The sequence below is a fragment of the Knoellia subterranea KCTC 19937 genome, from assembly GCF_000768685.1.
In the GTDB taxonomy this organism is placed as follows: Bacteria; Actinomycetota; Actinomycetes; order Actinomycetales; family Dermatophilaceae; genus Knoellia; species Knoellia subterranea.
Window position 1 is genome coordinate 279,439 of sequence record NZ_AVPK01000001.1, and the last position, 13,067, is coordinate 292,505.

At 70.3% G+C, this 13,067-nt stretch carries 11 protein-coding genes; 8 read left to right on the forward strand and 3 right to left on the reverse strand.

What is annotated here, in order from left to right; translation table 11 throughout:
• The first annotated feature begins 76 nt into the window (after nucleotides 1-76).
• The 6 genes from pepN (at nucleotide 77) to N803_RS01365 (ending at nucleotide 7,262) form a co-directional block, all read left to right on the forward strand.
• The gene (gene pepN / locus N803_RS01340; protein ID WP_035901946.1) at nucleotides 77-2,632 is read left to right on the forward strand and encodes an aminopeptidase N; all 2,556 of its coding nucleotides are present in this window, start codon (nucleotides 77-79) and stop codon (nucleotides 2,630-2,632) included.
• Nucleotides 2,629-3,588 (forward strand): mechanosensitive ion channel family protein, encoded by a 960-nt coding sequence (locus tag N803_RS01345; RefSeq protein WP_052111588.1) that lies wholly within the window; start codon nucleotides 2,629-2,631, stop codon nucleotides 3,586-3,588. The genes pepN and N803_RS01345 overlap by 4 nt, the downstream gene beginning before the upstream one ends.
• Nucleotides 3,585-3,974: a globin gene (locus N803_RS01350; protein ID WP_035901948.1), complete on the forward strand. Its 390-nt coding sequence runs from the start codon at nucleotides 3,585-3,587 to the stop codon at nucleotides 3,972-3,974. Before N803_RS01345 ends, N803_RS01350 begins: the two co-directional genes overlap by 4 nt.
• Before the next feature lie 49 nt (nucleotides 3,975-4,023).
• A complete protein-coding gene (locus tag N803_RS01355) occupies nucleotides 4,024-4,518 on the forward strand; it encodes a pyridoxamine 5'-phosphate oxidase family protein (RefSeq protein ID WP_035901950.1) in 495 nt (164 codons plus the stop codon).
• A gap of 119 nt (nucleotides 4,519-4,637) precedes the next feature.
• A complete protein-coding gene (locus N803_RS01360; RefSeq protein WP_035901951.1) occupies nucleotides 4,638-6,443 on the forward strand; it encodes a glycoside hydrolase family 13 protein in 1,806 nt (601 codons plus the stop codon).
• Nucleotides 6,444-6,446: 3 nt separating this feature from the next.
• Nucleotides 6,447-7,262 (forward strand): glycerophosphodiester phosphodiesterase family protein, encoded by an 816-nt coding sequence (locus N803_RS01365; protein ID WP_035901953.1) that lies wholly within the window; start codon nucleotides 6,447-6,449, stop codon nucleotides 7,260-7,262.
• 154 nt (nucleotides 7,263-7,416) lie between these two features.
• Here the strand turns inward: N803_RS01365 and N803_RS01370 are convergent, their stop codons facing one another.
• Both N803_RS01370 and N803_RS01375 read right to left on the reverse strand, forming a co-directional pair.
• A complete protein-coding gene (locus tag N803_RS01370; protein WP_035902611.1) occupies nucleotides 7,417-8,070 on the reverse strand; it encodes a DUF8185 domain-containing protein in 654 nt (217 codons plus the stop codon).
• Nucleotides 8,067-8,543 (reverse strand): acyl-CoA thioesterase, encoded by a 477-nt coding sequence (locus tag N803_RS01375; protein WP_035901955.1) that lies wholly within the window; start codon nucleotides 8,541-8,543, stop codon nucleotides 8,067-8,069. Before N803_RS01375 ends, N803_RS01370 begins: the two co-directional genes overlap by 4 nt.
• A gap of 59 nt (nucleotides 8,544-8,602) precedes the next feature.
• Here N803_RS01375 and N803_RS01380 point away from each other — a divergent pair, with 59 nt between their 5' ends.
• Entirely contained in the window at nucleotides 8,603-9,994 is a 1,392-nt protein-coding gene (locus N803_RS01380) for a serine hydrolase domain-containing protein (protein ID WP_035901957.1), read from the forward strand.
• An 85-nt stretch (nucleotides 9,995-10,079) separates the two neighbouring features.
• Nucleotides 10,080-12,236, forward strand: coding sequence for a RecQ family ATP-dependent DNA helicase (locus tag N803_RS01385; protein ID WP_245616940.1), 2,157 nt, complete (start codon nucleotides 10,080-10,082; stop codon nucleotides 12,234-12,236).
• Here the strand turns inward: N803_RS01385 and yczE are convergent.
• Entirely contained in the window at nucleotides 12,147-13,019 is an 873-nt protein-coding gene (gene yczE, locus N803_RS01390; RefSeq protein WP_156969609.1) for a membrane protein YczE, read from the reverse strand. The two genes, N803_RS01385 and yczE, sit on opposite strands and share 90 nt — an antisense overlap.
• Between the last annotated feature and the right edge of the window lie 48 nt (nucleotides 13,020-13,067).

Consider the following 13,067-nt stretch of genomic DNA (forward strand, 5'->3'; position numbering starts at 1 on the left):
GCGAGGATGGCAGGAACTGCGCCGAACACCGGCGCGCCCACCCACCCGAGCTGACCCTGCCACCGAGGAGACCCCTGTGCCCGGCAAGAACCTCACCCGCGTCGAGGCCGAGGAGCGCGCATCGCTCGTCCAGGTCGAGGCGTACTCCGTCGAACTCGACCTCACCACGTCCGAGAAGACGTTCGCAACGACGAGCACCATCACCTTCACCGCCACCGAGGGCGCGTCGACCTTCGTCGACTTCATCGGTGAGTCCGTCGAGAAGGTGACGCTCAACGGCGAGACGCTCGAGACGGCATACGCAGACTCTCGCATTGCGATCAGCGGCCTGGCCGCGCGCAACGAACTGCGCATCGAGGCGACCGGCACCTACATGAACACCGGTGAGGGCCTGCACCGCTTCGTCGACCCCGTCGACAACGAGGTCTACCTCTACAGCCAGTTCGAGGTGCCGGACAGCCGTCGCATGTACCCGGTGTTCGAGCAGCCCGACCTCAAGGCGCGCTTCACGTTCACGGTCACCGCGCCGAGCCACTGGCAGGTGCTCAGCAACTCCCCCACACCGGAGCCGAAGCCGACCGAGCGCGACGGCGTCTCGACCTGGAGCTTCTCCCCGACCGAGCCGATCTCGAGCTACATCACGGCCCTCGTCGCGGGTCCCTACGACGTCGTGCGCGACAGCCTCACGAGCCGTCGTGGTGAGGTGCCGCTCGGCATCTTCTGCCGCAAGTCGCTCACCCAGTTCCTCGACGCGGACAACCTCTTCGACCTCACGAAGAAGGGCTTCGAGTTCTTCGAGGAGGAGTTCGACGAGGAGTACCCCTTCGAGAAGTACGACCAGATCTTCACGCCCGAATACAACATGGGTGCGATGGAGAACGCCGGCTGCGTGACGTTCAACGAGATGTACGTCTTCCGGTCCAAGGTCACCGACGCGATCGTCGAGCGCCGCGCCCTCACCGTCCTGCACGAGCTCGCCCACATGTGGTTCGGCAACCTCGTGACGATGAAGTGGTGGAACGACCTCTGGCTCAACGAGTCGTTCGCCGAATGGGCGTCGACGACCGCGCAGGCCGAGGCCACCGAGTGGACCGAGGCGTGGACGACGTTCGGCACCCACGAGAAGGACTGGGCCTACCGCCAGGACCAGCTGTCCTCCACGCACCCGATCGTCGCGCCGATCCGCGACCTCGAGGACGTCGAGGTCAACTTCGACGGCATCACCTACGCCAAGGGTGCGTCGGTGCTCAAGCAGCTCGTCGCCTACGTCGGACGCGACGCCTTCCGTGACGGACTGCGTGCCTACTTCGCCAAGCACAAGTGGACCAACACGACGCTCTCCGACCTCCTCACCGAGCTCGAGGCCACGTCGGGTCGCGACCTGCACACGTGGAGCAAGGCGTGGCTCGAGACGGCCGGCGTCAACACGCTCCGCCCCGTCGTCGAGGTCGACGACCGCGGCCTGATCTCGAGCGCCGTCATCGAGCAGTCCTACGCCGAGGGCTTCGAGACGATCCGTCCGCACCGCTTGGCGATCGGCCTGTATGCCGTCCGCTCCGGTTCCGAGGGCACGTCCCTCGTCCGCACGGACCGCCTCGAGATCGACCTCACCGGTGAGCGCACCGAGGTGGCCGAGCTCATTGGTCGCGAGCAGCCGGACCTGCTGCTCGTCAACGACGACGACCTCACCTACGCGAAGCTCCGCCTCGACGAGCGCTCGCTCGCCACGGCCCTCGAGCACATCCGCGGCTTCGAGAGCTCGCTGCCGAAGTCGCTCGTCCTCGCCTCGGCATGGGACATGACCCGTGACGCCGAGATGAGTGCGCGCACGTTCACCGACCTCGTCCTCGAGGTGCTGCCGGGCGAGTCGGACTCGACCCTCATCCGCACCCTCCTCGCCCAGCTGTCGACGGCCGTCCACCTCTACACCGCGCCGGAGAACCGCGACGCCACCCGCCGCTCCACCCTCGAGCGTCTGTGGGATGCCGCCAGGGCAGCTGCCCCCGGCAGCGACGCCCAGCTCCAGCTCGTCACCGCGGCAGCCGGCTTCACCACGACCGGTGACGACACGGCATACCTGCGCGGTCTGCTCTCGGGCACCGAGAGCCTCGAGGGTCTCGCGCTCGACACCGACATGCGCTGGACGCTCCTCACCGGTCTCGCCGGCGCCAACGCGCTCGAGGACGGCGAGATCGAGGCCGAGCTGCAGCGTGACGCCACGGCCACCGGCCAGGAGCGCGCAGCCCGGGCCCGCGCGTCGGTGCCGACGGCGGAGGCCAAGGAGGCAGCGTGGAAGGCCGCGGTCACCGACAAGGGCCTGTCGAACTCGATGGTCGACGCCTACGGGCTCGGCTTCGGCCGACTCGGCGACGTCTCGGCACTCGACGGGTTCGTCGGGCGCTACCACGAGGTCCTCGACACGGTGGAGGACAAGGGCTCCATGGCCCTCGTCGAGGCCATCGTCCTCGGCTTCTACCCGCGCGGGCTCGCGTCGTTCGAGCTGCGCGACGCGACCCAGTCGTGGCTCGACACCCACACCGACGCCCACGACGCCCTGCGTCGTCTCGTCTCCGAGAACCGCGACCCGATCACCCGGGCCCTCGCGGCCCAGGAGCGTGACGCCCAGACATGACACCGGCGGACCTCAAGGCATCCCTGCTCACGGCGGAGCGAGTCCAGGACTGGCTGCTCACCGATGGGCTGCGCATCCTCCTCACGATCGCCCTCGCGGTGGTCGTGAGGTGGATGCTGCACCGGCTCATCAAGCGGGTCGTGCGGACCATGGCGGCAAAGTCCGAGACGCGTGAGGCCGAGCAGCTTCGGGACCGCTCGCGGGCCGGTCGCATCCTCGCCGACGCGACGGCCGCCACCCGCGCCCGGCACCAGCAGCGCACGGCCACCCTCGGGTCGCTCCTGCGCAGCATCGTCACGGTCGTCGTCGGACTCATCGCCGTGCTCACCGTGATGTCGACCGTCGGCATCGACCTCGCGCCGATCCTCGCGACGGCGGGTGTCGGTGGTGTGGCACTGGGCTTCGGTGCGCAGAGCGTCGTCAAGGACTTCCTCAGCGGCGTCTTCATGATCCTCGAGGACCAGTACGGCGTCGGTGACGTCATCGACACCGGCGAGGCCATCGGCACCGTGGAGGAAGTGACGCTGCGGGTGACGCGACTGCGCGACGCCAACGGGGTCACGTGGTACATCCGCAACGGCGAGGTCATCCGCATCGGCAACCTGTCGCAGCACCACGCGACGGCGGTCGTCGACGTCCCGGTCTCCTACGACGAGGACGTCGCCCGGGTGACGTCGGTCATCCACGGTGCGGCTGCGGCGATGGCCGAGGACGAGGCGTGGCAGGGACGGCTCCTCGGCACCCCGACCGTCGCCGGCGTCGAGTCGATCACCGGCCAGACGATGACGATCCGCGTCGTCATCGAGTCCTCGCCGAGCGACAAGGTCGACGTGCAGCGCGAGCTGCGACAGCGCATCAAGACCGCCTTCGATGCGGCCGGTGTCAAGGCGCCGCAGGTGGGCCCGTTCGGCTTCGGTGGATTCGGTGGCACGGGACAGGGCGGAGGCAAGGCATGAGTTTCTACGACGAGGTCGGTGGGGCCGAGACGTTCCAGCGGCTCGTCCACGAGTTCTACGTCGGCGTGAAGGCCGATCCGGAGCTGCGGGCGCTCTATCCCGAGGAGGACCTCGGTCCGGCCGAGCGTCGGCTGCGGATGTTCCTCGAGCAGTACTTCGGCGGGCCCAACACCTACAGCCAGGAGCGCGGCCACCCGCGTCTGCGGATGCGGCACGCTCCGTTCCCCGTGACGCTCGACATGCGTGACCGGTGGATGCGGCACATGCTCGCGGCGATGGACACGCTGGAGCTCGACGAGGCCCACGCCGAGGCGATGCGCGACTACTTCATGCGGGCCGCACACATGCTCGTCAACACCGACGACACCCCACACGCGTCCCTCTGATCGACTGCTGCCGGTCGCGCGGGCGAGCGCGAGGCGGTAGGACTGACGGATGACCACTGACCAGGGACTCGTCGACCACGCCCACGAACTCCTGGCCGGCAACGCCTATGTGACGATCGGGAGCATCGACGACGACGGCCGGCCATGGACGTCGCCGGTCTACTTCGCCGCAGACGGTCTCACGGACTTCTATTGGGTCTCCAACGTCGGCTCACGGCACTCGGTCAACGTCGACGCCCGCCCGGACGTGAGCCTCGTCGTCTTCGACTCGACCGTCCCGGCGTACCACGGACGAGCGCTGTATGCCGTCGGCTCGGCTTCCTGGGTCGACGACGCCGAGGTGCCCCACGGGCTGACGGTGTACCCCGGGCCGGAGTCACGAGGCGGCAGCGGTCTCACCGTCGAGGACGTCACGGGCGAGTCGCCCTACCGGCTGTATCGCGCCCGGGCCACCCATGTGTGGGTGCTCTGCCCGCGCGAGCCCCGGCAACCGTGCCCGCGCCATGGCCGCAACGAGGACCACCGCGAGCTCGTCCACGCCTGAACGGACCTACCCCGACTGATGGCGAGTTGGCCGCGAGGGGAGTGCAGCCACGGCGACGAACTCGGGAACTCACAAACAGAACGGACACCGCGGGACACGGGCGGACGGCATACGGAACGATGGGGAGGGTGACCCAGAGCACCACTGACACCTCCGCCCAGAACGTCCCCGACGAGACCGCGGGTCTCCTGCACCCGGCCGACCCCAGCGACGCGCCGTGGTGGCACGACGCCGTGATCTACCAGATCTATCCGCGGTCGTGGGCCGACGGTGACGGCGACGGCGTTGGTGACCTGCCGGGCATCACGTCACGGCTCCCCTACCTGCGCGACCTGGGTGTCGACGCGATCTGGCTGTCCCCGTTCTACGTCTCGCCGATGCACGACGCGGGGTACGACGTCGCGAACTACCGCGACATCGACCCGGTATTCGGCTCGCTCACGGACGCCGACGCCCTCATCGACACCGCCCACGACCTCGGGCTCAAGGTCATCGTCGACCTCGTGCCCAACCACTCGTCGAGCGAGCACGAGTGGTTCCGGGCGGCGCTGGCCGCGGGGCCGGGAAGCCCGGAGCGAGCACGCTATGTCTTCCGCGAGGGCAGGGGCGAGAACGGCGAGGAACCGCCGAACAACTGGCCGTCGGTCTTCGGCGGCGAGGGCTGGACCCGGGTGACCGAGGCCGATGGGTCGCCCGGACAGTGGTACCTGCACATCTTCGACACGACCCAGCCCGACTACGACTGGACGAACCCCGAGGTGGGCGACGAGTTCGCCTCGATCCTCCAGTTCTGGTGCGACCGGGGTGTCGACGGCTTCCGCGTCGACGTCGCGCACGGCCTCGTCAAGGAGGAGGGCCTCCCCGACTGGGACGGTCCGATGCAGATGCTCGACGCGACCGACACGAGCGCCGAGGCCGCCCTGCCGCCCGGTGACGAGGAGTCGGCGCGGATCCACGAGACCGGCGACGGCCCGCGTCCGCCGATGTGGGACCAGGAGGGCGTGCACGACATCTATCGGCGCTGGCGCTCCCTCCTCGACGAACAGCCTTCTCCCGAGCGGATTCTGTGCGCCGAGGCATGGGTCAAGCCGGAGAGTCGGCTGGCTCGCTACGTCCGCAGCGACGAGATGCACCAGGCCTTCAACTTCGACTTCCTCGACACCCACTGGAATGCCGAGAAGTTGCGCGCCGTCATCACGACGTCGTTCCGCGAGAACGACGCCGTGGGTGCGCCGACGACCTGGGTCCTCTCGAACCACGACGTGGTCCGACACGCGTCCCGGCTCGGGCTCGACCAGTCCCTCCCCCGTCCCAACGGGATCGCCGCCGACCAGGCGCAGCCCGACGCCGCCCTCGGCCTGCGGCGGGCACGCGCCGCAACGATGCTCATGCTCGGGCTCCCGGGGAGCAGCTACGTCTATCAGGGCGAGGAGCTGGGGCTGCCCGAGTCGACCGACATGCCGCACGAGTTCCGGCAGGATCCGACCTTCCACCGCACCGAGGGCAAGGAGATCGGACGCGACGGGTGCCGTGTGCCGATGCCGTGGGTGAAGGACGCACCGAGCCTGGGGTTCGGGCCGTCCGACCGCACGTGGCTGCCGCAGCCCGCTTCCTATGGTCCGCTTGCCGTCGATCAGCAGGACGGCGTCGAGGGTTCGACGCTGGAGCTCTATCGCTCCCTGCTGTCGGCGCGGCGGACCGACCGGCTGGGGCTGGGTTCGGCGCAATGGCACAAGCTGTCGGGCGGAGACGTCATCGCCTTCGTCAACGCCTCGGCCGATGGGTCACGCCGCACGCTGGTCGTCGTCAACCTCGGTGCGGATCCGGTGGAGCTGCCCGAGGGAGCGATGGTGACCCACGCGTCGGGCGACCGCGTCGACGACGGACGCGTTCCCACGGATGTCGCCGTCTGGGCGCGGATCTGACCCATGGCGCGCGCAGCCGACTTCGCCTACTTCGACCACGTCGGGCCCATCGCGATGGCCCACCGTGGCGGGGCGGCGTACGGCCCCAACGTCGGTCTCGAGAACACGATGGGCGCCTTCCGCCGCGCCGTCGAACTCGGCTACCGCTACCTCGAGACCGACGTGCACGCGACCGCCGACGGTGAGCTCGTCGCCTTCCACGACACCCGCCTCGACCGGGTCACCGACGTCGAGGGCGCGATCGTCGACCTCCCCTATGCCGCGGTGCGTGAGGCCCGCATCAACGGCACCGATCCCGTCCCGCTCCTCACCGAACTCCTCGAGGAGTTCCCAACGACGAGGCTCAACATCGACATCAAGGCGGATTCCGCGCTCGAACCCACCGTCGAGACCATCCGCCGGCACCACGCCATCGACCGCGTCTGCATCGGCTCGTTCAGCGAGCGTCGGGTGCGCGCCGCCCGGAAGGCGCTCGGGCCCAGGCTCGCCACGGCAGCGGGTCAGGTGGGAACCGGAGCACTGCGTTTCGCCCCGGGGCCGCTCTCCCGGGCGCTCCACACCCCCGCGCCGGTGCTGCAGATCCCCGCCGTGCATCGTCTGCGTGGACGCGAAATCACGCTTGTGACACCGCAATTGGTATCCGTGGCTCACCGTCTGGGCAAGCAGGTGCACGTGTGGTTCCACGAATGGAGCGACGAGTCCGCGCGCGAGATGCACCGCCTCCTCGACCTCGGTGTCGACGGGATCGTCACCGACCACATCGCCACGCTGCGTGAGGTGCTGGCCGAGCGGGGCCATCCGCTGCGTCCCCCGACCTGAGCAGGCCCAGACGCACGCGTCGAACAGGTGCGCCGGTCGCGCGACCGGCGCAGTGATTCGTGACCGGCGTCCGCATGCGAGCGCCGGTCACCATCCTGAGCGCCGGTCGCGCGACCGGCGCAGAAGATGATCTGGCGCCAGCGAGCCGCCGAGGTCAGGTGCGGGTGAGGGCGTGACCGGCCGCCGTGGTGAGCCGCGTCCATCGTCCGCTGCGTGCCAGCGTCGCTTGCGTGCCCGGGGTCAGGAAACCCAGCGCGTATGCCGCGAAGGCCAGGGCCGCAGGCAGCTCCGGTTCTCCGTCGGTCGCCTCCAGGACCCGACCCCACACCTGCGTGCGCAGGGCGGCCACAGCGTGGGCACCGGCACCGTCGGGCGTTCCCGACGCGACCTCGGCGATCCCGTCGGATGCGGTGCGCTGCAACGCTTCTGACGTCACGACCCCCACGGGCTCCCACCCCGAGCGTGGCGGTGACACGGCGGCCCAGGGGACTGTCACGTTCATGGGCGGCACGGGCAACGACGCGCGCTCCCCCGGTCGCGCGACGCGGTCGGACACTGCGGCGAGCGGCACGACGACATCCAGCTCGGCCGGCTCGGCAAGCGCCGAGGTCCGCAGACCGAGGGTCGTCCCCGTCCCCATGAGCCCCGCGCCCGGCAGAACGCAGACCCACGACGCGAGCACCGGCCCGACGGCCTGGAGCCGCACGGCACCGTCGGCATCGAGGGCTCGGGCGCGGGCTGCATACCGGCCAAGATCCTGGAGTGACTCAGAATCGGCGAGAACGAGCTCGGTGACCACAGCGCTCACCGGCGCGACCACCGGAAGGAGACGGGCTCACCGACGTGGACGGCCAGCGCGGCACGGTCCTCGTCGGTCAGCCGCCGAGGTCGGGCGGACGCGAAATCGTAGAGGACGAGGCCCGTCTCGGCGAGGGCATAGACACGTTCGCCGAGAGACTCGGGATCGCGGACGGCATACCCGAGATTGAATCCGGCGCCGTGAACTCCGGTGACCCACATGTCGACCTCGATCGGCTCGGGTCGGTAGGTGAGCGGCGCGACGTACTCGATCTCGTGACGCGACACGATGACGCCGGTGTCGAGCAGTGAACGCTCCTCCCCGAACCACTCGCGGAAGCCGATGACGCGGGCGTCCTCGAGGAGGCGGAGGTACTGCACGTTGTTGACGTGGCCGTAGGCGTCCATGTCCGACCAGCGCAGCGGCACCTGGGTGCGATAGGGCCGTTCGGACGGGGCGGCGGCGGGTGTGTCCTGCGACATGCGCCCAGTGTCTCAGCCCCCGACCGAGTCGCCGAGTGCGCGGTCCCTAGGCTGGTCGGATGTCGCTCTCGTCCTCGACCTTGGCCCGCCTCGACCACATCCTCGCCAGCGGGCAACGGGAGCACCGGCTGCCCTCTGTCGCAGCGGGACTCGTGCGCGGCGGCGAGCTCGTGTGGTCGGGCGCGGTCGGCACCGTCGATGGCCGTGAGGGTGGCCGGCAGGCCGATGCGGACACGCAGTACCGGATGGGGTCGATCACCAAGACGTTCGTCGCGGTGGCCGTGATGCGCCTGCGCGACGAGGGACTGCTGGAGGTGACCGACCGCTTCGGCACACACGTCCCCGGCGGCACCCTGGACGACGTGACGATCGAGCAGCTGCTCTCCCACGCCGGCGGCGTGCAGGCCGAGACGAACAGCGACTGGTGGGAGCGGACGCCGGGCGGTGACTGGGACGCCCTCGTCGCGTCCGGGGTGGGGACGCGCTTCCGCTCCGGCCGCCGCTTCCACTACTCCAACACCGGGTATGCCGCCCTCGGTCGCCTTCTCGAGGTGGTGCGTGATCGGCCCTGGTTCGAGGTGGTGCGCGACGAGCTGCTCGAGCCCCTCGGCATGACGCGAACGACGTTGCGGCCCAACGGTTCTGCTGCCCAAGGACTCGCGGTTCACCCCTTCGCGGACGTGCTGTTGCCCGAGCCCGAGCACGATGCGGGAGCGATGGCTCCGGCCGGGCAGCTGTGGACGACGGTCGACGACCTGGCCCGGTGGGCGGCGTTCCTCGGCGGCCGGGTCGAAGGGCTGTTGTCGGCCGAGACTCTGGCCGAGATGGTCGAGCCGCACCACGTCGTCGACGAGCCGGGGCAGGCCTGGACCGGGGCACACGGACTGGGCTGGCAGGTGTGGAACGTCGCTGGGGCACGTCTCGCCGGGCACGGCGGGTCGATGCCGGGCTTCCTCGCGATGCAGCGCGTCCACCTCGACGCGTCCGGTGGGGACGGCCCGGCGGGTGCGGCCGGAGACGGCGTCGTCCTCTTCACGAACACCACGGCCAGCCCTGCCCTCAAGCATCTGCCGGGCACCCTGCTGCGGACCCTGCGCGAGCTGGAGCCGGCTCCGGTGCAGCCGTGGGTGGCTGCGGGGTCGAGCGACGTGCTCGAGCTCGCCGGCACCTGGCACTGGGGCGCGGCGACCGAGACCGTGCGGTTCGTCGGCGAGCACCTCGTGCTCGGGACGCCGGGGACGGGTCGGGGTTCGCGCTTCGCACGCGTCGGTGACGGATTGGACGAGTGGGTCGGGCTCGACGGCTACTACACGGGCGAGCCGCTGCGGGTGCTGCGGCGCGCTGACGGTTCGGTGTCGTACCTCGACCTCGCGACGTTCCGGTTCACCCGGACGCCCTATGACTCCGACGCCGACGTGCCCGGTGGCGTCGACGAGCACGGCTGGGTTTGAGCGTCATCCACAGGGTGGCGATCCTGCGCTCCCCGTCCACAGGGGCGGCGTCGTTGTCGGGACGCGGGCCTACGGTGGGGACACCATGACGAACGAGATGTATGCCGCCAGCGCGCCGGCCGATGCCGGCGCACCGTCCGATGTGGCCGAGTTCGGCGGAGAGGCGCGGTCGGCCCTCCAGCGCCTCGTCGGGCGGGAGGACGTCGACTTCCGCGACGGGCAACTGGACGCGATCACCGCGTTGGTTCGCGACCGGTCGCGGGTCCTCGTCGTGCAGCGCACCGGGTGGGGCAAGTCGGCGGTCTATTTCGTCGCGACGGCGCTGCGCCGCGCCCAGGGCGCCGGGCCGACGGTGATCATTTCACCGCTCCTTGCCCTCATGCGCGACCAGATCGCGGCGGCGGAGCGCGCCGGCATCCACGCGGTGACGATGAACTCGGCCAACGCGCAGGACTGGGACGACGTGCGTGCGGCGCTGGCCGCCGACTCGGTCGACGTCCTGCTCGTGAGCCCTGAGCGCCTCAACAACCCCCGCTTCCGCGACGAGCAGCTGCCCGACCTGGCCCGTCGGTGTGGCTTGCTCGTCGTCGATGAAGCCCACTGTGTCTCGGACTGGGGTCACGACTTCCGCCCGGACTACCGCCGCATCCGCGACCTGCTCGAGGACCTGCCCGCCGACATCCCCGTGCTCGCGACGACGGCCACGGCCAACCAGCGCGTCGTCACGGACGTCGTGGAGCAGTTGGGTGTCGGTGGGCGTGAAGTGCTCACGGTGCGTGGTGGGCTGGCCCGCGACTCGCTGCGCCTCGGGGTGCTCTCGTCGATGTCGCCGGAGCAGCGGCTCGGTTGGCTGCTGGCCCACCTCGACGAGCTGCCGGGATCCGGCATCGTCTATGCCCTGACCGTGTCTGCTGCCGAGGAGGTCGCGGCGGCTCTCGCCGAGGCAGGTCACCGGGTCGCGTCCTACACAGGACGCACCGACCCCGCGGACCGCGAGCGCCTCGAGGCCCAGCTCCGTGACAACGAGGTCAAGGCCCTCGTCGCGACGTCCGCGCTCGGCATGGGCTTCGACAAGCCCGACCTCGGCTTCGTCGTGCACCTCGGAGCACCCTCGTCACCGGTGGCCTACTACCAGCAGGTCGGTCGTGCCGGTCGTGCGACCGAACGCGCGGACGTCCTGCTCCTCCCCGGCCCGGAGGACAAGGACATCTGGCTCTACTTCGCCTCTGTGTCGATGCCGCGCCAGGAGCAGGCCGACGCGGTCCTCACCGCACTGGCCGAGGCCGGTCGTCCGCTCTCGACTGCCGCCATCGAGACCATCGTCGACGTGCGCCGCACCCGGCTCGAGCTGCTCCTCAAGGTGCTCGACGTCGACGGCGCCGTGACCCGCGTCCAGGGCGGTTGGGCCTCGACCGGCCAGCCGTGGACCTACGACGCCGAGCGCTACGGCCGAGTGGCCCAGTCCCGCAAGGACGAGCAACAGTTGATGATCGACTACGAGCGCACGAGCGAGTGCCGGATGGCCTTCCTCCAGCGCACCCTCGACGACGACACCGCGGTGCCGTGTGGACGATGCGACTCGTGTGCCGGCCCGTGGTACGCGACGGACGTCCCCGACACCGTCGTGGGTGCCGCCCGCCAACGGCTCGCACGCGTGGGTGTGGACCTCGACCCACGCGCGCAGTGGCCCACCGGCATGGACCGGCTCGGCGTTCCCGTCAAGGGCAAGATCTCGCCCGACGAGGCACTCTCCTCCGGCCGCGCCCTGGCGCGGCTCAGCGACCTCGGGTGGGGGCAGCGGCTACGTGAGGTGCTGCGTGAGGATGCGCCCGCGTCCCCCGAGCTCCTCCGCGCCTGTGTCGGAGTGCTGGCCGAATGGGGCTGGTCGCAGCGGCCCGTCGGCATCGTCGCGGCGCCGTCCCGCCGCCACCCGCAGTTGGTCCAGTCGCTCGCGCAGGGCCTGTCCGAGATCGGGCGCCTGCCGTTCCTCGGCACGCTCGACCTGGTCCACGGGGGCCCGACGGGCGAGCCGGGCGGCAACAGCGCGTTCCGGCTCGCCGGGGTCTGGGAGCGGCTCGGCGTCGGCCCGGATCTGGCGTCAGCCCTCGCGCAGTCGCGCGGCCCGGTCCTGCTCGTCGACGACCTTGTCAGCTCACGCTGGACGCTCACCGTCGCAGGTCGCGAACTCCGCCGGGCGGGGGTCGACGAGGTGCTCCCCTTCGCCCTCGCCGTCGACGGCTGAACCGACGGATCCGGCTCCCGAGCCGTTCTGCCCCTCCCGAGGCTCATCGATGAGGCTCCCGATCACGGACCCGGCTCCCGAGCCGACTCTTGCACCGATGGGGGCCGCCTCCGGCGGGGTGAGCCGGACCGTGACGAGCGGCAGGAACGCCTGGACGGACGGACCGATGAGCAGCGCATAGAGCACCGTCCCCACGCCGACGACGCCACCGAGCAGCCAGCCGACGACGAGCACCGACACCTCGAGTGCGGTGCGCACCAACCGGATCGACAGTCCTGTCCTCCGGGCCAGACCGGTCATGAGGCCATCGCGCGGGCCCGGGCCGTACTGGCTGCCGATGTAGAGCGCGCCACCGAGTCCGTTGATGACGATGCCGCCGAGGAGGAAGGTCCAGCGCACCCACATCGCCTCGGGCGCATCGAGCAGCGCGAGCATCACATCGGTGGCGATGCCGATGACGAAGACGTTGGCGACAGTGCCGAGCCCGGGCCACTGGCGCATCGGGATCCACAGGAGCAGCACGAACCCGCCGACGATGATGACGATCGTCCCGAAGCTGAGGTCGACGTGCTGTTGGACGCCGTAGTGGAAGACGTCCCACGGATCGAGCCCGAGCCCGGCGCGGATGAACATCGCCATGGCCGTGCCATAGAGCCACAATCCGATGACGAGCTGCACGAGACGTCGGGCCGTGTGCCCCGCGCGGAGCTGTTGCATGGGGGTCATCGGGAGGAGTTCCACGCGGCGCGAGGCGCCGGTGCGGAGGGCGGCGATCGGACTCATGACTCCAGAGTGCCGCCCAAGTGGCCTCTACATCCATGGCCACTTGTG

Coding starts and splice junctions, on each gene's coding strand:
- N803_RS01345 (WP_052111588.1), top strand. CDS start 2,629: ATGACACCGGCGGACCTCAAGGCATCCCTGCTCACGGCGGAGCGAGTC.
- N803_RS01375 (WP_035901955.1), bottom strand. CDS start 8,543: ATGTCGCAGGACACACCCGCCGCCGCCCCGTCCGAACGGCCCTATCGC.
- N803_RS01350 (WP_035901948.1), top strand. CDS start 3,585: ATGAGTTTCTACGACGAGGTCGGTGGGGCCGAGACGTTCCAGCGGCTC.
- N803_RS01355 (WP_035901950.1), top strand. CDS start 4,024: ATGACCACTGACCAGGGACTCGTCGACCACGCCCACGAACTCCTGGCC.
- yczE (WP_156969609.1), bottom strand. CDS start 13,019: ATGAGTCCGATCGCCGCCCTCCGCACCGGCGCCTCGCGCCGCGTGGAA.
- N803_RS01380 (WP_035901957.1), top strand. CDS start 8,603: ATGTCGCTCTCGTCCTCGACCTTGGCCCGCCTCGACCACATCCTCGCC.
- N803_RS01385 (WP_245616940.1), top strand. CDS start 10,080: ATGACGAACGAGATGTATGCCGCCAGCGCGCCGGCCGATGCCGGCGCA.
- N803_RS01360 (WP_035901951.1), top strand. CDS start 4,638: ATGGGGAGGGTGACCCAGAGCACCACTGACACCTCCGCCCAGAACGTC.
- N803_RS01365 (WP_035901953.1), top strand. CDS start 6,447: ATGGCGCGCGCAGCCGACTTCGCCTACTTCGACCACGTCGGGCCCATC.